The following is a 25169-nucleotide window of genomic DNA, read 5'->3' on the forward strand; positions in this document are numbered from 1 at the left end:
CCCATGCTGGACGCGATGCACGACACCGCCCCGAACGCCTACGCCTATCCGCTGCTGATCAAGCAGCTGCTGCATACGCCACTTGGCCAGAACCCCGACCAGGAAATCGTGTACCGCGGCACCCACCGCCAGACGTACCGCACGATGCGCGAGCGGATTGGCCGCCTGGCCAACGGCCTGAGCCGGCTTGGCGTGGAGCATGGAACCACGGTGGCCGTGATGGACTGGGACAGCCATCGCTATCTGGAGTGCTACTTCGCGGTGCCGATGATGGGTGCCGTGCTGCAGACGGTGAACGTGCGGCTGTCGCCGGACGAGATCGCCTACACGATCAACCACGCCGGCGCCGAGGTGCTGCTGGTGCATACCGACTTCCTGCCGGTACTGGAATCGATCCGTAGCACGCTCGACACCGTGCGTGTCTTCGTGCTGCTCGACGACCAGGACGGCGCGCCGGCATCGCTCACCATCCCGTTCAGCGCCGAGTACGAAGACCTGCTGGCGGCGAACGCGGTGGCGTACGACTTTCCCGATTTCGACGAGAACACGCGGGCCACCACGTTCTACACGACGGGCACCACGGGCCTGCCCAAGGGCGTGCATTTTTCCCACCGCCAGCTTGTGCTTCACACCATTACCGCGACGGCCGGCCTGGCGAGTCCGATGTCTGGCCAGCGGTTCCATCGCGGCGACGTCTACATGCCCGTCACGCCGATGTTCCACGTGCACGCCTGGGGCATGCCGTACGTGGCCACTGTGCTGGGCGTCAAGCAGGTGTACCCGGGCCGCTACGCGCCCGACCAGCTGGTCAGGCTGGTGCGCGACGAAGGCGTGACCTTCTCGCACTGCGTCGCCACCATCCTCCACATGCTGTTGAACTGCGAAGCCGCCAAGACGGCCGACTTCAGCCGCTGGAAGGTCATCATCGGCGGCGGCGCCCTGCCCCACGGCCTGGCGCGCGCCGCGCTGGAACGCGGCATCGACGTCTTCGCGGGCTACGGCATGTCCGAGACCTGTCCGCTGCTGAGCCTGGCCCAGATTCCGGAGGACGCCCAGCCGCGCGATATCGACGACGAAATTCGCCTGCGCTGCAAGACCGGGCGCCCGGTGCCGCTGGTGGACCTGCGCATCGTGGACGACGCGATGAACGACGTGCCGCATGACGGCAAGGCCAGCGGGGAGGTTGTGGTGCGCGCCCCGTGGCTGACGCAGGGCTATCGCGGCAATGCCGAGGCCTCGGTGGCGCTCTGGCACGGCGGCTACCTGCATACGCAGGACATCGCGAACATGGACGCCACCGGGAATCTGCAGATCACCGACCGCATCAAGGACGTAATCAAGTCCGGCGGCGAATGGGTGTCGTCGCTCGAAATCGAAAGCCTGATCTCGCAGCACCCGCGCGTGTCGGAAGTGGCCGTGATCGGCATCAAGGACGAGAAATGGGGCGAGCGCCCCGTGGCGCTGGTCGTGCTCAAGCCCGGCGAAGCCGTCACGGCCATCGAGGAAGACATCCGCGACCACGTGATGACCTTCACCACCAAGGGCCGGATCTCGAAATACGCGGTGCCGCAGACGGTGCGGATCGTCGACGCCCTGGAAAAGACCAGCATCGGCAAGCTGAACAAGAAACTGATGCGCGAACGCTTCGTCGCCTGAGCGACCAGTCATCCGCGCGACCAAACGAATGAACGAATGCACGAGTGAACGAGTGCGAGGAGACAACACCATGACCATTGCTGGCTACAGCATGAACACCCTGGGCGACTTCGTCGGCCGCGAGCTTGGCGTATCGGGCTGGCTGATCGTCGATCAGGCCCGTGTCGACGCCTTTGCCGACTGCACGGGCGACCGCCAGTGGATCCACGTGGACGTGGATCGCGCACAGCGCGAGAGCCCATTCGGCGGCACCATCGCGCACGGCTACCTGAGCCTGTCGCTGCTGGCCTCGCTGTCGATGGAAGTGGGCGTGGTGCCCCACGATGCCAGCGCGGGCCTGAACTACGGGCTCGACAAGGTGCGCTTCCTGGCGCCGGTGAAGGCCGGCGCACGGGTGCGCAACCGCGTGACGCTGGCCGCGGTGGAAGACAAGGGCGACGGCCGTGTGATCGCCCGGATGATCAATACGCTGGAAATCGAAGGCGAAACCAAGCCGGCGCTGCTGGCGGAATCGCTGGCCATGCTGATGGCAGCGCGCTGAGAGGAGCCGAAGACAACATGCAAGCCAACATCGAATCCCCCGTGCGCGCCCTCGCGGCGCCGAATGTCCTGAAAGAGGAAGGCCACGCCGGCACGAACCGGCCGAAGCTGAACCCGTTCATCGGGCTGCGCCCGTGCGACGTGCTGGACACCGTGCGCCAGGTGGGCGCGCAGACCGTGCGCCAACCCGGGCTGCTGGTCGAACAAGGTGCCGCGCTGACGCGCGAGATCGTGGCCGCGCTGGCCGGCACGGGCGGCCCCGCGCCGCAGAAAGGCGACAAGCGGTTTATCGACAGCGCCTGGCAGAGCAATCCGTTCTATCGCGTGGCGATGCAGAGCTACCTGGCCTGGTGTAACGCGCTGGGCGGCTTTGTCGATCGGTCCGCGCTCGACGACCGCAGCAAGGAGCGCGCGCAGTTCGTCCTGCAGCTGATGACCGACGCGCTGGCGCCGACCAACACGCTGCTCGGCAATCCGGCCGCGCTGCGCAAGATCGTGGAATCGGGCGGCACCAGCCTGGTGTCCGGCATCAAGAACGCCATCGTGGACGCCGTGCGCAACCAGGGTATGCCGTCGCAGGTCGATACGTCGGCCTTCCAGGTGGGCAAGAACCTGGCGACCTCGCCCGGTGCCGTGGTGTTCCGCAACGAGGTGCTGGAACTGATTCAGTACAAGCCGGCGACGGCGACGGTGCACGGGCGCCCGCAGCTGATCGTGCCGCCGCAGATCAACAAGTACTACGTGTTCGACCTGTCGAAGGGCAAGAGCATCGTCGACTACCTGCTGCAGAGCGAATTCCAGGTGTTTGCCGTGAGCTGGCGCAACCCGACCATCGAGCATCGCGACTGGGACATGGACACCTACGTGTCGGCGCTGATCGAAGCCATCCATGCGGTGCGCGAGATCACCGGCAGCGACGACGTGAACCTGCACGGCGCCTGTTCCGGGGCCATGACCATGTCGGCGCTGATGGGCCATCTGGAAGCGCGCGGCGAGCGCCTGGTCAATGCGGCCACGCTGATGGTGGCCGTGCTGGACAGCAGCGAGGAGTCGCAGATCGGCCTGTTCGCCACGCCCGAGAGCATCTCCGCGGCCAAGCAGAACAGCATCATGAAGGGCGTGCTGGAAGGCAACGAGATGGGCCGCGTGTTCGCGTGGATGCGGCCGAACGACCTGGTGTGGAACTACTGGATCAACAATTACCTGCTGGGCAATGCGCCGCCGGTGTTCGACATCCTGTACTGGAACAACGACACCACGCGGCTGCCGGGCAAGTTCCACGGCCAGCTGCTCGACATCTTCGCCGGCAACGTGTTTGCCCGGCCCGGCGCGCTGACCGTGCTGGGCACGCCGGTGGATCTGTCCAAGGTGGCGTGCGACACGTACGTGGTGGGCGGCATCACCGATCACATCACCCCGTGGAAGGGCGTCTACAACACTGCGCGGATGTTCGGCGGCAACACGCGCTTCGTACTGAGTTCCAGCGGCCACATCCAGAGCCTGATCAATCCGCCGGGCAACCCGAAGGCCAGGTTCTTCGTCAATGCGGATGCGGCCCTGCCCGAAGATCCGGAGGCCTGGCTGGGCGGCGCCACCGCGCAGCCCGATTCGTGGTGGGACAACTGGCGCACGTGGCTGGCCGAGCGATCCGGCGACCGGCGCGATGCACCGGCCCACGTGGGCAGCGCCAGCCACCCCGCCCTGTGCGACGCACCGGGCACCTACGTCACCGGCGCGTGATCGTTCCGACCGTCGTATCCGGGCGTTTCTTTTCTCAACCGCACCAATAGCATCAAAACCATGGAAACTACTGCATCGAAGTCCTCGCCGGCCAACCCCGCCGCCGCCCTGTTCTCCGCGTACAACGGCATGCTGCAGCGCCTGCGCCTGCCCGGCCTCGACGTGAGCGCCATTGCCGAAGCGCGTCGCAAGGACCTGGCCGCGCTGGCCACCATCAACCTCGCACTGCTCGACGGCGTGCAAGCGTTCAGCCAGAAGCAGGCGGAAGTGGTGCGCGGCACGCTGTCCGCCCTGCAGGACCGCCTGCTGCAGCCGGGCGCAGCAGGCAACGGCGCCGGCGCCACGGGCGCGGTGGAACTGACGCAGGGGGCACTGCAGAAGTCGCTGGCCAACCTGCGCGACCTGGCCGACATCGCCCAGAAGACGCAGGCCGACAGCGTGTCGGCAGCCAGCAAGCGGATCGCCGAGAATGTGGAGGAACTGAAGGCGCTGTTCAAGCCCGCGCAGTGATCGCGGATCATCGTGAAACGCCGGCGGGCGCCTTGCGGGGCGCCTGCGACAAGGACAACCAGATGAATCAGGCAGCGTGCCAGGCCGAAACCGGCGGCAAACTGGACATTCGCACCATCGACGTGGACGGTAGGACGCTGCGCGTCGGCATCCGCCGTGGCACCCGCGGCAGCCCGCCCCTGCTGCTGTTCAACGGCATCGGCGCCAATCTGGAGCTGGTCGAGCCGCTGATTGCGGCGCTTGGCGACGTGGAAGTCGTGATCTTCGACATTCCCGGCGTAGGCGGTTCGCCCACGCCGGTCATGCCGTATCGCTTTTCCACCCTGAGCCTGCTGGCCGACAGGCTGCTGACCCACCTGGGCTATACGGGACAGGTGGACGTGCTGGGCGTGTCCTGGGGCGGCGCGCTTGCCCAGGAGTTCGCGCACCTTTATCCCCGGCGTTGCCGGCGGCTGATCCTTGCCGCGACATCGCCCGGCGTGATCATGGTGCCGGCCAGGCCGTCGGTGCTGGCCAGGATGATCGGGCCGCGCCGCTATACCGATCCCGCCTATCTGGAAAAGATCGGCGGCGATCTGTACGGCGGTGCCTATCGCCATGACCTCGGGCTGTTGCGCGAGCACAGCCGCCATATCGAGCCGCCGCGCGGACGCGGCTATGTCTACCAGCTGCTGGCGGCCTGGGGCTGGAGCAGCCTGCCGTGGCTGGGCGGCCTGCGGCAGCCGACGCTGGTCATGCATGGCAACGACGACCCGATCGTGCCGCTGGCCAACGCGAAGATACTGGCTGCGCGCATCCGCCAGGCGAAGCTGCATGTGATCGACGATGGTCATCTGTTCCTGGTGTCGCGGGCGGCGGAGGTGGCGCCCGTGATCCGCGGGTTCCTGCGGCAGGACCTGCAGTGAGCCGCGCATGAGCGACCGCGCCGGAATTCCTTCCACAAGGTCGGAGACGTCCGGCGCCCCGCCTGCCGACGCGGGCCAGGGTGCCGCACGCGGCGACCGCGACCTGCGCCGCATGCGCACGATCGCCACCGGCATCCTGGTGGCGATGCTCGCGCTGCTGGTGGCCAGCGTGCTGGGCCAGCCCCACTATCCGTGGCTGGCCTGGGTACGTGCCTTTGCCGAAGCCGGCACGGTGGGCGCCGTGGCCGACTGGTACGCCGTGGTGGCCCTGTTCCGCCATCCGTTCGGCCTGCCCGTACCCCATACGGCGGTGATTCCGCGCAACCAGCAACGCATTGCCGAAAGCCTGGGCATCTTCGTGGAGCGCAATTTCCTGGCGCCCGAAGTCATCGTCGGCCGGCTGCGCTCGCACAACACCGCGCAGGCAGCGGCCACCTGGCTGGCGACGCCCGGCAATAGCCGCGCGCTGGCCGATCAGGCCGTGGACGCGCTGCCCGCGTTGCTGCGCGTGTTCGACGATGACGAGGTGGCCCGCCTGATCCAGCGTGGCGCACTGCCCGGCCTGCGTACGCTCGATGTCTCGGGCATCGCCGGCCACCTGCTGCAGATCCTGACCGACACCCAGCGGCACCAGCCGCTGCTGGCGCGTGCGCTGACGGCGCTGGAGGCGTGGCTCGCCGACAACGCCGGGCTGCTGCAGGCCAAGTTCAGCGAGGCGTCGCGCTACACGCCGGTGCGGCTCGATGCCTACATCGTCAACAAGTTCATGGAAGGCGTGATCGCGCTGCTGCATGAGGTGCGGACCGAGCCGGACCATCCGCTGCGCCAGCAATTCGATGAAGCCGTGCAGGCGATGATCGACAGGCTGCGCACGTCGAACCGCTACCGGCGCATCGGCCGGCTATGGATGCGCGATTTCCTGCGCCACCTGGAGCGCGAGAACAGCTACCGCGCGTTTTGGCAACGGCTGCGCGACTGGATCATCGCCGACGCCGTGCGCCAGGATTCGCTGGCGCGCGCCATGCTGGCCGATCTGCTGGTCTCGCTCGGGGCCAGCGTGCGCGAGGACGCGGCGTTGCAGGCCAGGTTGAACGCCTGGTGGCTGCACTGCGTTCAGCTTACCGTGAGCCGTTACCGGCATCTGGTGCCGATGCTCATCACGGAGGTGGTCAAGGGTTGGGACGCCGCCGAGATCAGCCGCAAGATCGAGTCCGAAATCGGCAGCGACCTGCAGTACATCCGCATCAATGGCACCTTCGTCGGCGGCATGGTTGGCGTACTGCTGCACGCGGCCATGTTGCTGGTCTCCGGCTGATCCATGCCGGGCCGCCGGCACGCTGGGGCTGTTGCGGCGCGTCATGACGGGCGGGGCTGCCGGCATACGGGAAAGCCCCATACCGCATATTGGTAATACCACTTTACCTGTCCGATACCCTGACCTAGACTCGGTTCAACTCGGCATGCGTGCGGCGCGGGATTGGGTCGCGGCATCCGGATCTGCACCCCCTACAAGAAGCAGAACGCAGGAGACCCGAGTGAACGACGACAATCCACCGGGGCCGCCCAAAAGGCGCAGCCAGGCATGGTTCGGACGACTGGATCGCGATGGTTTCATCTATCGGTCCTGGCTGAAGAACCGCGGCATTCCCCATGACCAGTTCGATGGCCGGCCGGTCATCGGCATCTGCAATACCTATTCCGAACTCACGCCCTGCAACTCGCATTTCCGGACGCTGGCCGACCAGGTCAAGACGGGGGTGTGGGAAGCCGGCGGCTTTCCGCTCGAATTCCCCGTGATGTCGCTGGGGGAAACCATGCTGCGCCCTACCGCCATGCTGTTCCGCAACCTGGCCAGCATGGACGTGGAGGAGTCGATCCGCGGCAATCCCATTGACGGCGTGGTGCTGCTGATGGGCTGCGACAAGACCACCCCGGCGCTGATGATGGGCGCGGCGTCGGTCGACCTGCCCACCATCGGCATTTCGGGCGGCCCGATGCTCAGCGGCAAGTTTCGCGGCCAGGAACTTGGTTCGGGCACCGACGTCTGGAAGATGTCAGAGGAAGTGCGCGCGGGGCACATGTCGCAGGAGGATTTCTTCGAGGCCGAAGGCTGCATGCACCGGTCTCACGGCCACTGCATGACGATGGGCACGGCATCCACGATGGCCTGCATGGTCGAATCGCTGGGCATGGCCCTGCCGGGCAACGCGGCGATTCCGGCCGTGGACGGGCGCCGCAACATCCTGGCGCGCGCCTCGGGCCGGCGCATCGTGCAGATGGTCAAGGACAACCTGGTCATGTCGAAGGTACTGACGCGCCAGGCCTTCGAGAATGCCATCAAGGTCAACGCCGCCATTGGCGGGTCCACCAACGCGGTGATCCATCTGCTGGCCATTGCCGGGCGCATCGGCGTGAAGCTGAACCTGGACGACTGGGACGCGCTGGGCCACGCCCTGCCCTGCCTGGTCGACCTGCAGCCATCCGGCCGGCATCTGATGGAAGACTTCTACTACGCCGGCGGCCTGCCGGCCGTGATCCGGGAACTGGGCCCGGTGCTGAACCGCGACGCGCTGACCGTCAACGGCAACACGCTCTGGGACAACTGCAAGGACGCGCCGAACTGGAACCGCGAGGTCATCCACGCCTTCGATGCCCCGTTCAAGCCTCACGCCGGCATTGCGGTGCTGCGCGGCAACCTGAGCCCGGACGGCGCGGTCATCAAGCCGTCGGCGGCCACGCCGGCATTGCTCAAGCACACGGGCCGCGCGGTGGTGTTCGAGGACAGCGAGGACATGCACCGCCGGCTCGACGACGAATCGCTGGACGTCGACGAACACTGCGTGCTGGTGCTGAAGAACTGCGGCCCGCGCGGATATCCGGGCATGGCCGAGGCCGGCAACATGCCGCTGCCGCCCAAGGTATTGCGCCGCGGCATTACCGACATGGTGCGGATCTCGGACGCCCGCATGAGCGGCACCGCCTATGGCACCGTGGTGCTCCACGTCACGCCCGAGGCGGCCGCCGGCGGTCCGCTGGCGCTGGTGCAGAACGGCGACATGGTGGAACTGGACGTGGAAGCCCGCAAGCTGCACCTGCATGTATCGGACGAGGAACTGGCAAGACGGCGCGCGGCCTGGCAGCCGCCCGCGCCGCCGATGGAGCGCGGCTGGACACGGCTGTACTTCGAGCACGTGCAACAAGCCAATCTGGGCGCCGACATGGACTTCCTGGTCGGCAAGAGCGGCGCGGCCGTGCCGAAAGACAACCACTGACGCACCACCCCGGGCGCGGCTGCCCCGAGAGGGCGGCGCGGCGCCGGACAAGGAGACGCAACGCATGGCATCGGTTCAGATCCGCGATGTGCAGAAGTCCTTCGGCGGGACGCAGGTCATACGGGGCGTCAGCATCGACATCCCCGATGGCGAATTCACGGTGCTGGTGGGGCCGTCCGGCTGCGGCAAGTCCACGCTGCTGCGCATGCTGGCCGGCCTGGAGGAAATCTCCGGCGGCGAGATTGCCATCGGGGACCGCGTGGTGAACCGTCTGCCGCCCAAGGAGCGCGACATCGCCATGGTGTTCCAGAATTACGCGCTCTACCCGCACATGTCGGTCTACGACAACATGGCGTTCTCGCTGAAGCTGGCGGGCGTGGCCAGGCAGACCATCAAGGACAAGGTGGACAAGGCGTCGGGCATCCTGGGCCTTGGCCAGCTGCTGGACCGCTACCCGCGCCAGCTGTCCGGCGGCCAGCGGCAGCGCGTGGCCATGGGGCGCGCCATCGTGCGCGATCCGCAGGTGTTCCTGTTCGATGAGCCGCTGTCCAACCTCGATGCCAAGCTGCGCGTGCAGATGCGCGCCGAGATCAAGGAACTGCACCAGCGGCTGCGCACCACATCGGTCTACGTCACGCACGACCAGATCGAGGCCATGACCATGGCCGACCAGATCGTGGTGATGCGCGATGGCCGCGTGGAGCAGCGCGGGCGCCCGCTGGCGCTCTACGACCATCCCGACAACCTGTTCGTGGCCGGCTTCATCGGATCGCCGGCAATGAACTTCGTGCCGGGCGTGCTGCGCCGCCAGAACGGCGCGGCGCGGGTGGAATTTCCGGACGGCACGCTGCTGCCCGCCCCCGCGCGCCTGCAGGACGGCGCCGGCGCCGACGGCCAGCGCGTGATCTACGGCGTGCGGCCCGAACACCTGGCCTACGGCGCGCCGGGCCAGGGCTTTCCGACCACGGTCTCGGTGGTGGAGCCGACCGGCGCCAATACCGAGGTGTACTCGCGTTTCGGTAAAACCGATTTCATTTCGGTGTTCCGCGAACGCCACGACTTTGCTGCTGGCCAGGCGCTGCACCTGGTGCCCGACCATCACCACACGCACCTGTTCGACGCCGAATCGGGCCAGGCGCTGCCCCGCCAGGCCGCACGGCAATAACCACCCTTGGCATGACCATGGAGGAGACACAGCAATGAGCCATTCCGGAAACTTCACAAGACGCGATTTCCTGGTATCGACGGCGGCCGTGGCTGCCACCACGGCACTGGGCACCACCCATGCCTACGCGGCCACCCAGCTGCAGTACAAGCCGGAGGCCGGCGCCAAGCTGCGGGTGCTGCGCTGGAAGCGTTTCGTGCAGGGCGATGAAGACCTGTGGAACGCCAACGCGAAGAAGTTCAGCGAGCTGACCGGGGTGGAAGTACGCATCGACAACGAGGGCTGGGAAGACGTGCGGCCCAAGGCGGCCGTGGCGGCCAGCGTGGGGACGGGGCCGGACATCGTGCTGGGCTGGTTCGACGATCCGCAGCAGTACCCCGACAAGCTCGTCGATGTGACCGACGTGGCTACCTACCTGGGCAACAAGCATGGCGGCTGGTACGACGTCTGCAAGAAATACGGCATGCACAACGGCAAATGGATCGCGGTGCCGCTGGGCGTGGTGGGCAATGCGCTGGTCTACCGCGAAAGCCACGTCAAGGCCGCCGGCTTCGACAGCATCCCCAAGGACACGGCGGGCTTCCTGAAGCTGTGCCAGGCGCTGAAGGCCAAGGGCACGCCGCCCGGCTTCGCGCTGGGCAAAGCCGTGGGCGACGGCAACAACTGGGCGCACTGGCTGCTGTGGTCGCACGGCGGCATGCTGGTCGATACCAAGGGCAAGGTAGTGGTGAATTCGCCCGAGACCTGGGCCGCGCTGGAATACGCCAAACAGCTCTACCCCACCTTCGTCCCGGGCACGCTGTCCTGGCAGGATCCGTCGAACAACAAGGCGTTCCTGGATGGGCAGGTCAGCCTGACGGCCAACGGCATTTCGGTCTACTACGCGGCCAAGAACTCGAAGGAGCCCAAGCTGCAGGAGATGGCGAAGGACATCCAGCACGCGCACTTCCCCATCGGCAAGAGCGGCAAGCCGACCGAGCTGATGCAGATCACGCAGATGATGATCTTCAAGTACTGCAAGTATCCGAACGCGGCCAAGGCCTTCCTGCAGTTCATGATGGAGCCCGAGCAGTACAACCCGTGGATGGAGGCCGCCATCGGCTATGTGAGCCAGCCGCTCAAGGAATACGAGGCGAACCCGATCTGGACGGCCGACCCGAAGCACACCGTGTACCGCGACGCGGCATCGCTGATGGTCGATAACGGCCACGCGGGCCCGCTGGGCACGGCATCCGCGGCGGCCATGGCCGACTACATCGTGCTCGACATGGTGGCCGAGGCCGCCAGCGGGGCGAAGACGCCCAAGGAAGCCGCGGCCCGCGCGGCACAGCGCGCCGAACGTTACTACAAGGCCTGACGATGCAGAATACCGCTGCGACGCCGCCTGCCTCGCAGCGGCCCCCTGCCCAGCCGGCTCCCCGCTCGATGCTGTCCCGGCTGTCCGACAACCGCCATGCGCTGGGGCTGCTGTTCATGCTGCCCACGGCGCTGCTGCTGCTGGTCTTCCTGACCTACCCGCTCGGCCTGGGCGTCTGGCTGGGCTTCACCGACACCAAGATCGGACGGCCCGGCGCGTGGATCGGGCTGGACAACTTCAGCTACCTGGCCAGCGATTCGGTCACGCAGCTGGCGCTCTTCAACACCATCTTCTACACCCTGATCGCCAGCGTGCTGAAGTTCGCGCTGGGGTTGTGGCTGGCGCTGCTGCTGAACCGCAACCTGCCGTTCAAGTCGTTCTTCCGGGCGGTGGTGCTGTTGCCCTGGATTGTTCCCACGGCGTTGTCGGCGCTGGCGTTCTGGTGGATCTACGATGCGCAGTTTTCGGTTATCAGCTGGACGCTGGTCAAGCTGGGGCTGATCGACCGCTATATCGACTTCCTGGGCGACCCGTGGCTGGCGCGGTTTTCGACCATCGCGGCCAATGTCTGGCGCGGCATCCCGTTCGTGGCCATCTCGCTGCTGGCCGGGCTGCAGACCATCTCGCCCACGCTGTACGAGGCGGCATCCATCGACGGCGTCACGCCCTGGCAGCAGTTCCGCTACGTGACCCTGCCGCTGCTGACGCCGATCATCGCCGTGGTGATGACGTTCTCGGTGCTGTTCACCTTTACCGATTTCCAGCTGATCTACGTGCTGACGCGCGGCGGTCCGCTCAACGCCACGCACCTGATGGCTACCCTGTCGTTCCAGCGCGCCATTCCGGGCGGATCGCTGGGCGAAGGCGCGGCGCTGGCCACGATGATGGTGCCCTTCCTGCTGGCCGCCATCCTGTTCTCGTACTTCGGCCTGCAACGGCGCGCATGGCAACAGGGGGGCGACAAATGAAAGCGAAGGCGGTGGAAAACGAATCGCAAGGCATGGAATATCTGCAATCGGTGCCGCGCCGCTGGGTGACGCTGTATATCCCGATCGGGGTGTTCCTGTTCGTCTTGCTGTTCCCGTTCTACTGGATGGGCATCACGGCGTTCAAGCCCGATGGCGAATTGCTGATGCAAAGCGCCAACCCGTTCTTCGTGATGGCACCGACGCTGGCCCATTTCAAGAAACTACTATTCAACACACCCTACCCGGCGTGGCTGCTCAATACCGTCATCGTCTCGACGGTATCCACGTTCGCGTCGCTGGCGGCGAGCGTGCTGGCGGCCTACGCCATCGAGCGGCTGCGGTTCCAGGGCGCCAAGCAGGTGGGGCTGGCGATTTTCCTGGCCTACCTGATTCCGCCGTCGATTCTGTTTATCCCGCTGGCGTCGATCGTTTTCCAGCTCGGTTTGTTCGATACGCGCTGGGCCCTGATCCTGACCTACCCGACCTTCCTGATCCCGTTTTGCACCTGGCTGCTGATGGGGTATTTCCGGTCGATTCCCTACGAGCTGGAGGAATGCGCGTTGATCGACGGCGCCACCCGCTGGGAAATCCTGGTCAAGATTATCTTGCCGCTGGCCGTACCGGGGCTGATTTCGGCAGGGATTTTCGCGTTCACGCTGTCGTGGAATGAGTTTATTTACGCGCTGACGTTTATCTCGTCGTCCGAGGTAAAAACCGTGCCCGTGGGTATCGTGACCGAACTGGTGGAAGGCGACGTCTACCACTGGGGCGCACTGATGGCAGGCGCCCTGCTCGGCTCCCTGCCAGTGGCCGTGGTCTATTCGTTCTTCGTGGAGTATTACGTGTCCGGCATGACCGGGGCGGTCAAGGAGTAACCGATACCGCCGGGCTCGGACCGGTCCAGCGCGGCGGGCCCGGGTGCCACGATCTGCGTGGCGTTGGCCACATTGCCGGTATCGAGCCTGACGCAGCGCGCCCTCAGCATCTTGTCGATCCGCCACCATTGCACCGTTTCGACGCAGGAGTTTCCGGGACAAAACAGTTCCGCGTGAACCGGCGCGTGATTAATCAGGGATCGGACGATACGCAGCGTATAGCCCTCGCTCAGCAACTGGACGAGGCGCTTTTGTTGTGGGGACAGTGCCATGAATCATGCGGTCAGAAAGATGCGGGCAACGTGCGGGAAGCCGTTGCCCGCACGTGAAATCGCTGCGGGTTTCGAAGCGATTTCGTATTAACGGCCGATTATGCCCGTCGATGAATCGCGAGGCACTGCACGTAATCCGCACATTTCGGACATTTTCCTAACCAACCATCATGATGTGATATGTCCGGACAAGGCCCTATTCCGCCTGGGGCACCAGGGGCGGCGTTTGCGTCTTTCCCAGGAAGGCGAACGCAATCTGGACCAGCCCGACGGTAAGGCCGAGCGTGGCGCCGACCTTCCAGGCAAGCGCATAGTCGTGCATCAGGTCATATAGCCAGCCGCCGCCAAACGCCCCGATAAAGCTGCCGATCTGGTGACTGAAAAACGCCACGCCGGCAATCATGGCCTGCCAGCGCAGCCCGAATGTCTGGGCAATCCAGCCCTGCACCAGCGGTGATACCCCGAGCCACAGAAAGCCCATGACGGCCGAAAATACCATTGTGGTTTCCGGGGTCGGCGAAGCATGGAAAAACCAGATGAATCCCATCGACCGGCAAATATAGATGCCGCCGAGCAGCAGCAACTTGTTGACCCGACCGCCGGCCCATCCGAAAAACAGGCTGCCCAGCACATTGAATCCGCCAATCAGGCCCAGCGCCTTGGCCGACAGCATCGGATCCATGCCGCAGATATCGAGATAGGCCGGCAGATGCGTGGTGAGGAACACCAGCTGCATGCCGCACACGGTATAAGCCAGCGCCATGACCACGAACGGCGGATGCCGCAACGCGGTCATCAGCGCCTGCCGGCCGCTCTGCTCTGCCTGCGCGCGGGTGGGGACCTGCCGCACCTGGTCCACCCGGCCACCGAACCACGCAGCCGGCAGCATGATCATCGCCAGGATCACGAACGACACCAGGCCCATGCGCCAGCCCCATTCGCCTGCAATGCTCTGGCCCAGCGGCGCCGCGATCATCGCCCCGAGCGAGCCGGACGCCGAGACGCAGCCCAGCACGAGGCTGCGCACCTGCGCGCTGACCGCGCTCGACGCCGCGGCCATGGCCATCGCCGTGCCGGTACTGGCCATGGCCATGCCGATCAGCAGCCCGCCACCCAGCACCACCGCCCACATGCCGTGTGCCGTGGCCAGCAGCACCAGCCCGACGAGGTACAGCAGCGAGCCGCCCACCATCAGCGGCCGGAATCCGCTCCGGACCGCCAGCGCGCCGGCAAACGGCTGCAGCAGCCCCCACGTTAGGTTCTGCACCGCCACGGCAATCGTGAAATCGCCCACGGAAATCCCGATATCGCGCGTCAGCGGCGGCACGAAGATGCCCAGGCTCTGCCGCAAGCCCATGGCCAACGACAGCATGACGGAGGCGCCGATCAGGATCGGCATGACGGGGCGCAGCGAGGATAGGCGAGACATGCGGGGGCTCTTGTTATGGGGCGGCATGCCGAAGGCGCAACCGCCCAGCCATTTTCGTTGAATCGTCAAGGGATTTGTATGCTCGGGAATACTGAGAGGGCACTGCCCTGCAGAAGTGGGACCGCCGCCGGTGGAGGCGATAGCACGCATGGGTCACTTTGTCTGCGAAGCAGGGCGTCGACACTACCGTGAGGGGGCGCGCCGCAGCGAATCCACCTGCTGCCTCACGGCGCCATGCCCTTCCCGGCTCCGAACCATCGGTGAGTTAGCGCCGCATTTTTCGGAGGCTTAACGGCAGCATTGCGATAAGTTTTCTTATCGCAATGAGTTCTCATCGTTCTCAAACCGGTCAGCAAAAAATGGCGCCCAGGCGCGAGCCGCGCACCGCATCTGCCGCCATGCGTCTTCGCCCTGGCCCCCGTCGGGGCATGGCTGCATCACGCCGTGACGCAATCTTGTCGGCGCGCGCAGCAGATTGAAATGGGATGAAGCTTCGCTCGGCTTTTGCTCGATCTGCGGCCGTCACACTCTGATACACAGTCGTACAGCCCTGCTTCGTTGCACCGCAGCGATGCGCCTGCGCAGGCGGCTTTGTACTTCTCGCCGAGCAAAATCTTCCGCGCAGGCCCAATGCTTGAAAGATCTACCTGCGCCCTGCGCCGTTGACTTAATTTCGCGTTAAGGGGCGCGGCGTCTGAATCAGCGGCTTACTACATTTAGGCGATTTCGTTGTTCTGTGATCGCCAGATGTAAGTGGTCCGATATACAGCCCTTACACATTCTTACAGCAAGCAAAGTCCAAACTGACTAACTTTGAATCGCTCCAGCGTTGCATCGCATCAATGCAGCGATGTTGTGCTGTGGGCTTCCATGGCGCGTCGCGTCTCGTAGTGTCTGTCTGCATATGGCCCGTCCTGGGCGTATGTCGACAGTTCAATGGATCGGCACACACGGTCCACTCGCCTGTCCCGGCGGCGTAGCAACGGCCCGGGGCAAACGGCGCATAAAAAATTGTTGGGGGACGTACAGCACCACACCAACCGAACGGGCATGCGCTCGGGCGGCGGGATAGTGCTTGTCTGCGAATTTAACAACCGCGATCGACGTTGGCGATCGTGGGTGGCCACCTTTTTACCCCGGGAGCTCGCATGGACAACAATTCCGACCAAAAGCCGACCGTGCCAACGCGGCTACCACCTTCGCCGCCGCAGCGGCCGCAACAGCCCCCGCCGCGCGACGCGGTCGCCAAGCAAGGCAGCCCCCTGAGCCTGCGGCCGGTATGGCAGGCCATTCCGCGCCTGGCCAGCTATGGCATGGTGGGCTTCATCTTATGGATCATCCTCTCCGTGATGTTCCCGTATGTCTTCGTGCGCTCGTCGGAACGCGCGATCGTCAACAGCCCCGTCAGCCTGATCACCACCCCCGTCGAAGGCGTGGTCACAAAGCAGCTGGTGCCGGTGGGCACCACCTTCACCGCCGGCCAGTCGCTGATGACGCTGCAGAATCCGAACATGGACCGCGCGTTGCTGATGGAGTTGACCGGCAAGAAGCTCGATAACGACAAACGGCTGGAAGCGGCCAGATCGAAGCTGGAAGTCAACCAGGCCCGCCTGGCCGCCACCAATGGCGACGTCAAACGCTATGTATCGGTGGCGCAGCAGCAGAACGATGCGCGCATCCGGGGCATCGAGGCCCGCCTGGCCGCAGCCCAGCAGCAGATGGAAGCGCAGGTCAATGTCGTCACGCGCAACGAAGCCATGCAGCAGGCAGGCGCCGTCAGCCAGGCGTTCACCGAGGCATCGCGCAACCAGCTTGCCGTGCTAGGGGGCCAGAAGGATGCCATCGAGGCGGAACTCAACGGTGCACGAAGCGCCAGTGCTGCCACGCGCAACCGCGTCTATGCCTCGAATACCGACGGGGCCGCGGGCGCGCTCTCGCAGCGGTCCGACGAGCTGAAGGCCGAAAACGCCCAGCTGCAGGCCGAGATCAAGCAACTGCAGGAATACGGCGCCGAAGTCGACAAGCTGGTCAACACCGAGCAGCAGCGCCTGGACCGCGTGTCGAACCTCGACATCAAGGCCTACGCCGGCGGCGTCGTCGAAGACGTGCTGGCGCCGCCGGGCACGCATGTGGCGGCCGGCGCCACGCTGATGCGCGCCACCAACTGCACCACACCCAGCGTGGTGGCCGTGTTCCCGCGCAGTCTGAGCAAGGACCTGCTGCCGGGCGCCCCGGTCACGGTGATGGTCGATGGCGTCGCCACGCCGCTGTCCGGCAAGGTGGCCGAAATCCTGCCGCGTGCGCCGGATGGCGACCAGGCACGCTATTTCGTGCCCTTCCCGCCCATCGAGAAAAACGAGCTGTACCTGATTGCGAAGCTGAACAAGCCGCTGCCTGACCTGCCCGGCGCGGGCAAGACGGACCGCTGCGCACTCGGCCACTGGGCCAAGGTCAGCCTTGACCGCCCGTGGTTTCGCCGGCTGATCTGATCGGAGCCGATCGCACAGTCATTCGCCCAACGCCCGCAGGAAGGAGACTACCGTGCAGCGTACTACCGCAGGAATGCCATGCCGGGCCGCCCGCAAGCGGCTGATCGAAGCACTGATGACAACCGTGCTCACGACGCCACTGGCGCTGTCCGCGGCGCCAGCCTCGGCCGATGCCGCCCGCGACCAGATGCGCGACGCAGGTTGCCAGACGCTGACGCAACGCGTGGCCGCCATCCCGGGCAACGGGCCGGTCATGCTGGCCAGCTACGAACCCGCGCCGGGTGGCGAACCGCTGCCCGGCCCGCTCAAGGAGTCGGCCTTTGTCTATGACAACGCGCTGGCTGGCATCGCGCTGATCGCATGCGGCCAGAAGGATGCCGCGCGCCGTATTGCCGATGGGGTCGTGGCCGGCGTCACGCGCGATCGTCATTATCACGATGGCCGCATCCGCAACGCCTATCGTGCTGGCGCGATGCCCGCCGACGGCCCCGTGCCGATGCCGGGCTGGTGGGACGCCAAGGCCAACAAGTGGTTCGAAGACCGCTACCAGGTGGGCACCGCCACCGGCAACGTGGCCTGGGCCGCGCTGTTGCTGCTGGCGGCCTACGACGCCACGCGCTCGCCGCGCTACCTGGACACCGCCAAAACGATGATGGGCTGGGTCGACAAGGAGACGTACAACGCCGACGCGCCCGCCGCCTTTATCGGCGGGTACTTTGGCCACGAACCGTCGCCGCAGCGTCAGGGCTGGAAGTCCACCGAGCATAACGTCGATACCTACGCGGTGTTCCGCTGGCTGTCTCGCTATGACAGCGACCCGCGCTGGAAAACCGGCGCCGATCGCTCGCGCAGGTTCGTCGAGACGATGTGGCAGCCCGGCGAAGGCCGCTTTGCGATTGGCACGCGCGACGATGGCCGCTCGCTCAACGGCGGCCCCTCGGCGCTCGACGCGTCGCTCTGGCCGCTGATCGCCATTCCCGATGCCGCCGGCAACTGGCAGCGGGCGCTGGGCTGGGCGCGTGCCAGACACGGCGTCAAGGGCGGCTACGGCTTCAACGCCAACCCTGACGGCATCTGGACCGAAGGCACCGGGCAGGCCGCGCTGGTGCTGCGCGCCACGGGCCGCGACAGCGAGGCCGCGCCGCTCTGGCCGCTGCTGGTGTCGCAGCGCGCGCCGTCCGGCTACCTGTTCGCCACGCCCGAGCAGCGCGTGCGCACGGGGCTGCAGATCGGTCCCGATTCGAAGACCGACGACTTCTATTACTTTCACCTGCCCCACCTGGGCGCCACGGCCTGGGCCGTGCTTGCCGCCACCGGCTGGAATCCGTTCCAGCCAGGCGGCTGCCGGGGCGCGGGCGGCGCCACGGCCAGCCAGGCCGGGGCGCCGCCCGACAATCCACCCAAGGAGTAACGATGCTCGCCGCGAGTTTTGCAAGTTTCCTCGATAGCAGCATGCTCGTGCAGATCAATGCGGGCGCGCTGCTGGTGGCCGTGCTGTGTCTGCGCGGCAACCGGCAACGCGCTTCGGACCGTTGGCTTTTTGGCCTGGCGGCGGCGGTCCTGCTGGTCGTGTATTACATCTGGCGCGTCACCGAGACGCTGCCGGAATGGCGCATGGAATTCCCGAGCATCTGGGCCCATGTATTCCTGGGCTTCGAGACGCTGACGATCCTCTACACGCTGATCTCGATCGTCACGCTCACGCGCACTACCGACCATTCGGCCGCCGCCGATGCGGGGGAGCGGCGCCTGCGCGGCAACCGCGATGCGCCGGGGGTGGACATCTTCATCGCCACCTACAACGAAGGCCTGGACGTCCTGGAAAAGACCATCGTCGCGGCCAAGGCCATCGACTACCCGAACTTCCGCGTGTGGGTGCTTGACGATACCCGTCGCGACTGGCTCCGGGATTTCTGCCGCAAGGTGGGCGTGAACTACGTGACCCGGCCCGACAACACCCACGCCAAGGCCGGCAACCTGAACAACGGGCTGTACCACAGCGCCCAGGGCGACGGCGGCGCGCCCTACATCATGGTGCTCGACGCCGACTTCGCGCCCAATCGCAACATCCTGCTGCGCATCATCGGCCTGTTCGACGACCCGCGCGTGGGCGTGGTACAGACGCCCCAGTTCTATTACAACGCCGACCCGATCCAGTACAACCTGCGCTCCACCGAATGCTGGGTGGACGAGCAGCGCGCGTTCTTCGACGTGATGCAGCCGGCCAAGGACGCCTGGGACACCGCGTTCTGCATCGGCACGTCGTTCGTGGTGCGGCGCGAGGCGCTGGGCCATATCGGAGGATTTCCCACGGGCACGGTCACCGAGGACATCCACCTGACCTACAAGCTGATGCCGTTCGGCTATGTCACGCGCTGGCTCAACGAGCGGCTCAGCGTGGGCCTGTCCGCCGAAGGCCTGCCGGAGTACATCAGCCAGCGCAGCCGCTGGGGGCTGGGCACGATCCAGGTGGCCCTGACCGCCGATGGGCCCATGCGCGGCCGTGGCTTCACGCTGCGCCAGCGTCTGCACTATGTGCACGGCCTGCTGCACTGGCTCAGCCGTCCGTTCACGATCATGCTGCTGCTCGGGCCGCTGCTCTACTGGTTCTTCAACGTGCCGACGCTCTATGGCGACCCGATGCAGTTCCTGGCCTACGGCGTGCCGGCGCTGCTGCTGTACTGGGCGTACAGCATCTGGATCACCGGGTCGCGCGCGATGCCGATCTTCACCGAGGTCACGCAGATCGTGGCGGCGATGGCGGTCACGGCCACGCTGGCCAGTGCCATGTTCAAGCCGTTCGGGCGCCCGTTCAAGGTGACGAACAAGGGGCTGGACCGTTCGAAGCTGACGGTGCACGGCAAGTTCGCCCTGCTCTACGGCAGCCTGTTCTTCCTGTCGGCAATGGGCCTGGCGCGCGCCGTGGCCGCCGACGGCAATGCGCCCGGCACCGTGTTCAACGTCGCCTGGACCCTCGTGTCGATGGTGCTTTACCTGGCGTCGCTGCTGGTCTGCTTCGAACTGCCGCGCCCGCGCAAGGAGGAGCGCTTTCCGTTCCGTATGGCTGGACGCCTGCAGTTCTACGGCGCCGACGGCATTTCCCGCGAGGTCGATGGCGTCACGCGCGACCTGTCATGCAACGGCGTGGCACTCGAATCGCATAGCGGCACACGGGTGGAACCCGGCGCCGTGGGGGCCTTCTGGCTTGCGCCGCTGGGCTGGGTGCCGTGCCGCGTGGCACGCACCGACGGCCAGCTGATCGGCATCTCGCTGGTTCCCGACATGGCGGCGCGGCACCGGCTGATCCGGCTGCTGTTCAGCGAGCCCCCTCACAACATCGCGCATCGCGGCCTGCCTGGCACGGCCATCGTGCAACTGCTGCGCCGCGCGTTCACAGGTTGATTCACATATGAAGACGATAACAATGCGCCTTTCCCCCGCACGCCTGCCGTCTCTGCGCTGGAGCGCCGGCATCCTGCTGCCCCTGGCACTGGCCGCCTGCACGCTCGAACCGAAGTACGAACGCCCGGATTCGCCCGTGCCCAACGCCTTCCCCGACGGCCCGGCCTACCGGACCACGCAAGGCGCCAATGGCGCGCCGCAGTCGCAGGTGCCGGCCGCCACCCTTGGCTGGCAGGATTTCTTCACCGATGCGCGGCTGCGCCGGCTGATCGAACTGGGGCTGGCCAACAACCGCGACCTGCGCGTGGCCACGCTGTCAATCGACGAGGCCCGCGCGTACTACCGCATCCGGCGCGCGGCGCAGTTTCCGGCCGTCGATGCCAACCTGGGCTTCAGCAGCACGCGCCTGACCGGCGACCTGCGCGCACCGGGCCAGGATCCGGTGATCAACGCCTGGGGCGCCGGCGTGGGCTTCTCCTCATTCGAGCTTGACGTGTTCGGCCGCATCCGCAGCCTCAAGCACGAAGCCCTGGAGCAGTACCTGTCCATCGAGGAAGTGCGGCGCAGCACGCAGATCAGCCTGGTTGGCGAAATCGCCAATGCCTACCTGACCTGGCAGGCCGACCAGCAGCTGCTGAAGCTGTCGCAAGACACGCTCAAGATCCAGGAAGACGCCTCGGAGATGGTCCGCAAGAGCAAGGCGGCCGGCGGCATGGCCGCGATAGACCAGCACCGCACCCAGACCCAGGTGGAAACGGCACGCGTGGACGTGGAACAGTTCACGCGTCAGGTGGCGCAGGACGAAAACGCGCTGTCGCTGCTGATCGGCGGTCCGATCCCGGCCGACCTGCCGCCGCCGCAGCCGTTCGGCGACAACTCCTTCGTGGCGGAACTGCCAGCCGGCCTGCCGTCGCAGTTGCTGGAACAGCGGCCGGACATCATGGCTGCCGAGCACCGGCTGAAGGCCGCCAATGCCAATATCGGGGCCGCGCGGGCGGCGTTCTTCCCACGGATTTCGCTGACCGCGGGAGTCGGCCTGGCCAGCACCACGCTGGCGGGGCTCTTCACGGGAGGCGCGGCGTGGGCGGTTGCGCCGCAGATCACGCTGCCGATCTTCAATGCCGGCGCCAACCAGGCCAACCTGGACGCGTCGAAGGTCCGCAAGGACATCAACGTGGCGCAGTACGAGCGCACCATCCAGGGCGCATTCCGCGAGGTGGCCGACGGCCTGGCCGCCCGTGGCACGTACGACCGGCAGACCGCCGCGCAACAGTCGCTGGAGAAGGAAGTGGCCGAGACGCGGCGGCTGGCCGAGATGCGCTTCAAGAACGGCGTGGACGACTATTTCCCGGTCTTCGACGCCCAGCGTCAGCAATACGAGGCGCAAAAGAAGCTCGTGACGATCCAGCTCGCGCGGCTGACCAGCCGGGCGCAGCTTTACAAGGCGCTGGGCGGCGGATGGTCGCAACAGACCGTCAACACCCAGCCGCCCGTGGCAGGCCAACCGGCGCCAGCGCGGGCCGTAGCGCCACAGGCGGCCGCGCCTGCCGCTTCCCCCGCCGCACCCGCCGCACCCGCTGCGCCTGCGGCTGTTGCCCCGTCGACGGCCAGTACGCTGGTGGCGCCGCCCCAGCCAGCCCGGATGCCGCAGGCCGCTGCGCCGGCGCCGACTCCGGCTCCGGCTCCGCCCGCACCGGTTGCAGTGACCCGTGCGCCCCAGGCAGCGCCAGTGCCTGTCGCGCAGGCCGCGCCAGCCCCTCAGCCGCCACCGCAGCAGCAACGCAAGACGCCAGATCCGGCGATCCCCGCGGATCTGAGATCGGCGCCGGACGTCACCGCGAAACCCGGCTCACCGGGGCCTGCAGCAGCGTTGGCAGGTTCGGGGTCGTAACAAGGCAGGCTGGTTGTTCCCGCCTCACCCATGAATGGGTGGGCAGGCCGGACATATAGGTGTGAGGTGTGCGAGGACATCGTTGACACCTCCGCCGGTCCGCCGGCCCGCGGAGTCGCCCGCCCCCCCGGGCCCGACTCCGCTAGAATCCACGCCAGAAACAATCCCCAAGGTTTTGCAGCGTGGCTCTTCAGCAGGGTTTTATCCTGACCCGACACTGGCGCGACACTCCGGCCGGCACCGAGGTCGAGTTCTGGCTCGCCACGGACGATGGCCCGCGCCGGCTGCGCCTGCCCTGGCAGCCCTCCACGGCCTTTATCCCCGAAGAACAGCGTGCCGTCGCCGAAGCCCTGCTGCAGGGCGAGCGCGATGTGGCCCTGCGCCCGCTGGCCCTGCAGGACTTCCAGCGCCGCCCGGTGCTGGGGCTCTACTGCCCGCAGCACCGGCAGTTGATGCAGCTGGAGCGGTCGCTGCGCGACGCCGGCGTGGACGTCTACGAAGCCGATGTCCGCCCGCCCGAACGCTACCTGATGGAGCGATTCATCACCGCGCCGGTCTGGTTCGACGGCGATGCCGGTGCCGATGGTGTGCTGCGCAACGCGCAGATGAAGCCAGCCGCCGACTATCGGCCCACGCTGCGCCTGGTCTCGCTCGACATCGAGACCAACGCGTTCGGCGACCTGTATTCGATCGCCCTGGAAGGTTGCGGCCAGCGGCAGGTGTATATGCTGGGGCCCGCCACGCAGAACGCGCCAGCGGATATCGGCTTTGCGCTCGAATACTGCGCCACGCGCCAGCAGCTGATCGAACGGCTCAACGACTGGCTGGCCCGGCACGATCCCGACGCCATCATCGGCTGGAACCTGGTGCAGTTCGACCTGCGTGTGCTGCGCGAGCATGCGAAGCAGTACCAGATCCCGCTGCGGCTGGGCCGCGGCGGCGCCGAGATGGAATGGCGCGAGCACAACCGGCAGCAGCACTACTTTGCGGGCGCGGCCGGCCGGCTGGTGATCGACGGCATCGAGGCGCTGCGCTCGGCCACGTGGAGCTTTCCGTCGTTCAGCCTCGAAGCGGTGGCGCGCACGCTGCTGGGCGAAGGCAAGGCCATCGACAATCCGTACGACCGCATGGACGAGATCGACCGGATGTTCGCCGACGACAAGCCGGCGCTGGCGCGCTACAACCTGCGCGACTGCGAACTGGTGACGCGGATCTTCGAGGCCACCGAACTGCTGCACTTCCTGCTGGAGCGCGCCACGGTGACGGGCCTGCCCGCCGACCGCAGCGGCGGATCGGTGGCGGCGTTCACGCACCTGTACATGCCGCTGATGCACCGCCAGGGCTATGTCGCGCCGAACCTGGGCGACAAGGCGCCCGAAGCCAGCCCCGGCGGCTTTGTGATGGATTCCCGGCCGGGGCTATACGAATCGGTGCTGGTGCTCGACTACAAGAGCCTGTATCCGTCGATCATCCGCACGTTCCTGATCGACCCGATCGGGCTGGTCGAAGGCCTGGCGCATCCCGATGATGCCGATTCCGTACCGGGCTTCCGCGGCGCGCGGTTCTCGCGCACGAAACACTGCCTGCCGGCCATCGTCGCCCGCGTGTGGCAGGGCCGCGAGGCAGCCAAGCGCGACAGGAACAAGCCGCTGTCGCAGGCGCTGAAGATCATCATGAACGCGTTCTACGGCGTGCTCGGGTCCAGCGGCTGCCGCTTCTTCGACCCGCGGCTGGCGTCGTCGATCACGATGCGCGGGCACGAGATCATGCGCCAGACCCGGGAGCTGGTTGAGGCGCGCGGCTACGAGGTGATCTACGGCGACACCGATTCCACGTTCGTCTGGCTGCGCCGCGCCCGCGACGAAGACGACGCGGCGCAGATCGGCCGCAGCCTGGTGGCATACATCAACGACTGGTGGCGCGACCACCTCTGGCAGACCTACGGCCTGGAAAGCGCGCTGGAACTGCAATTTGAAACGCACTTCCGGCGGTTTCTGATGCCGACCATCCGCGGCACGGACCAGGGCAGCAAGAAGCGGTACGCGGGCCAGGTGGTGCGCGCCGACGGCCGGGCCGAGATGGTGTACAAGGGCCTGGAAACGGTACGCACCGACTGGTCGCCGCTGGCCCAGCAGTTCCAGCAGACGCTGTACGAGAAAATCTTCAACCGCGAGCCGTACCAGGACTACGTGCGCGATACGGTACGGCGCACGCTGGCTGGCGAACTCGACGACCAGCTGGTTTACCGCAAGCGCCTGCGCCGGCAGCTCGACGAATACCAGCGCAACGTACCGCCGCACGTCCGCGCCGCGCGCATCGCGGACGACTACAACGAGCGCCATGGGCGACCGAAGCAGTACCAGAACGGCGGCTGGATCAGCTACCTGATGACGATGGCCGGGCCCGAGCCGCTGGAAACGCGCGCGGCCCCGATCGACTATGACCACTACGTCACGCGCCAGCTGCAGCCGATTGCCGACGCCATCCTGCCGTTCCTGGACGACGATTTCGAGACGTTGCTGACCGGCCAGATGGCGCTGTTCCCCCAGTAGTTGCGCGCCGGCAGGGTAATTGCTGCGTCGCGACACGAGCCCGACCCGCTAGAATGGGCCGAATCTGCCGATAAGAGAATCCGAAGAGACTTCGCCCGCCGCATTATGTCCGCCGCCTCGACCTCCCCCACCCAGACACCCTCCGC

General features: G+C 66.4%; 18 protein-coding genes. 16 read left to right on the forward strand and 2 right to left on the reverse strand.

Annotation, left to right across the window (positions count from 1 at the left end; genetic code table 11):
* Nucleotides 1–3 precede the first annotated feature (3 nt).
* From BLQ58_RS15575 to BLQ58_RS15625, 11 genes are all read left to right on the forward strand, one after another.
* Nucleotides 4–1656: a fatty acid--CoA ligase gene (locus BLQ58_RS15575; RefSeq protein ID WP_092599688.1), complete on the forward strand. Its 1653-nt coding sequence runs from the start codon at nt 4–6 to the stop codon at nt 1654–1656.
* Between the two features lie 70 nt (nt 1657–1726).
* Nucleotides 1727–2197: a MaoC family dehydratase gene (locus BLQ58_RS15580; protein ID WP_092599691.1), complete on the forward strand. Its 471-nt coding sequence runs from the start codon at nt 1727–1729 to the stop codon at nt 2195–2197.
* 17 nt (nt 2198–2214) lie between these two features.
* Nucleotides 2215–3936, forward strand: coding sequence for an alpha/beta fold hydrolase (locus tag BLQ58_RS15585; RefSeq protein ID WP_092599694.1), 1722 nt, complete (start codon nt 2215–2217; stop codon nt 3934–3936).
* 60 nt (nt 3937–3996) lie between these two features.
* Nucleotides 3997–4446 carry a TIGR01841 family phasin gene (gene phaP / locus BLQ58_RS15590; protein WP_092599697.1) on the forward strand — a complete coding sequence of 150 codons (450 nt, stop codon included), beginning with the start codon at nt 3997–3999 and terminating at the stop codon, nt 4444–4446.
* A gap of 62 nt (nt 4447–4508) precedes the next feature.
* Complete coding sequence (gene phaZ, locus BLQ58_RS15595) at nt 4509–5351, forward strand: poly(3-hydroxyalkanoate) depolymerase (RefSeq protein WP_092600234.1); 843 nt, start codon at nt 4509–4511, stop codon at nt 5349–5351.
* 7 nt (nt 5352–5358) lie between these two features.
* The gene (locus BLQ58_RS15600; protein WP_254775975.1) at nt 5359–6666 is read left to right on the forward strand and encodes a DUF445 domain-containing protein; all 1308 of its coding nucleotides are present in this window, start codon (nt 5359–5361) and stop codon (nt 6664–6666) included.
* A gap of 220 nt (nt 6667–6886) precedes the next feature.
* On the forward strand, nt 6887–8623 hold the full coding sequence (locus BLQ58_RS15605; protein ID WP_254775976.1) for an IlvD/Edd family dehydratase: 1737 nt from the start codon (nt 6887–6889) through the stop codon (nt 8621–8623).
* A 64-nt stretch (nt 8624–8687) separates the two neighbouring features.
* A complete protein-coding gene (locus tag BLQ58_RS15610; RefSeq protein ID WP_092599703.1) occupies nt 8688–9788 on the forward strand; it encodes an ABC transporter ATP-binding protein in 1101 nt (366 codons plus the stop codon).
* A gap of 34 nt (nt 9789–9822) precedes the next feature.
* Nucleotides 9823–11145 (forward strand): ABC transporter substrate-binding protein, encoded by a 1323-nt coding sequence (locus BLQ58_RS15615; RefSeq protein WP_092599706.1) that lies wholly within the window; start codon nt 9823–9825, stop codon nt 11143–11145.
* A gap of 68 nt (nt 11146–11213) precedes the next feature.
* Nucleotides 11214–12113, forward strand: coding sequence for a carbohydrate ABC transporter permease (locus BLQ58_RS15620; RefSeq protein WP_092599709.1), 900 nt, complete (start codon nt 11214–11216; stop codon nt 12111–12113).
* On the forward strand, nt 12110–12988 hold the full coding sequence (locus BLQ58_RS15625) for a carbohydrate ABC transporter permease (RefSeq protein WP_092599712.1): 879 nt from the start codon (nt 12110–12112) through the stop codon (nt 12986–12988). The genes BLQ58_RS15620 and BLQ58_RS15625 overlap by 4 nt, the downstream gene beginning before the upstream one ends.
* On the opposite strand, the gene BLQ58_RS28820 is transcribed toward BLQ58_RS15625, so the two are convergent.
* Nucleotides 12952–13260 carry a hypothetical protein gene (locus tag BLQ58_RS28820; RefSeq protein ID WP_139186119.1) on the reverse strand — a complete coding sequence of 103 codons (309 nt, stop codon included), beginning with the start codon at nt 13258–13260 and terminating at the stop codon, nt 12952–12954. The genes BLQ58_RS15625 and BLQ58_RS28820 overlap by 37 nt on opposite strands.
* A gap of 196 nt (nt 13261–13456) precedes the next feature.
* Entirely contained in the window at nt 13457–14689 is a 1233-nt protein-coding gene (locus BLQ58_RS15630) for an MFS transporter (RefSeq protein ID WP_092599715.1), read from the reverse strand.
* 1148 nt (nt 14690–15837) lie between these two features.
* Between BLQ58_RS15630 and BLQ58_RS15635 the strand changes: the two genes are divergently transcribed.
* From BLQ58_RS15635 to BLQ58_RS15655, 5 genes are all read left to right on the forward strand, one after another.
* Nucleotides 15838–17178 (forward strand): HlyD family secretion protein, encoded by a 1341-nt coding sequence (locus BLQ58_RS15635; RefSeq protein WP_092599718.1) that lies wholly within the window; start codon nt 15838–15840, stop codon nt 17176–17178.
* Between the two features lie 187 nt (nt 17179–17365).
* Nucleotides 17366–18589 (forward strand): hypothetical protein, encoded by a 1224-nt coding sequence (locus BLQ58_RS15640; protein ID WP_254775986.1) that lies wholly within the window; start codon nt 17366–17368, stop codon nt 18587–18589.
* A gap of 2 nt (nt 18590–18591) precedes the next feature.
* Nucleotides 18592–20580 carry a glycosyltransferase gene (locus tag BLQ58_RS15645; protein WP_092599721.1) on the forward strand — a complete coding sequence of 663 codons (1989 nt, stop codon included), beginning with the start codon at nt 18592–18594 and terminating at the stop codon, nt 20578–20580.
* 22 nt (nt 20581–20602) lie between these two features.
* Nucleotides 20603–22471, forward strand: a complete 1869-nt coding sequence (locus BLQ58_RS15650; RefSeq protein ID WP_254775977.1) for an efflux transporter outer membrane subunit — start codon at nt 20603–20605, stop codon at nt 22469–22471.
* Between the two features lie 182 nt (nt 22472–22653).
* Nucleotides 22654–25023, forward strand: coding sequence for a DNA polymerase II (locus tag BLQ58_RS15655; protein WP_092599726.1), 2370 nt, complete (start codon nt 22654–22656; stop codon nt 25021–25023).
* The last annotated feature ends 146 nt before the right edge of the window (nt 25024–25169 follow it).

The organism is Ralstonia sp. 25mfcol4.1 (genome assembly GCF_900104095.1).
Classification (GTDB): Bacteria; Pseudomonadota; Gammaproteobacteria; order Burkholderiales; family Burkholderiaceae; genus Cupriavidus.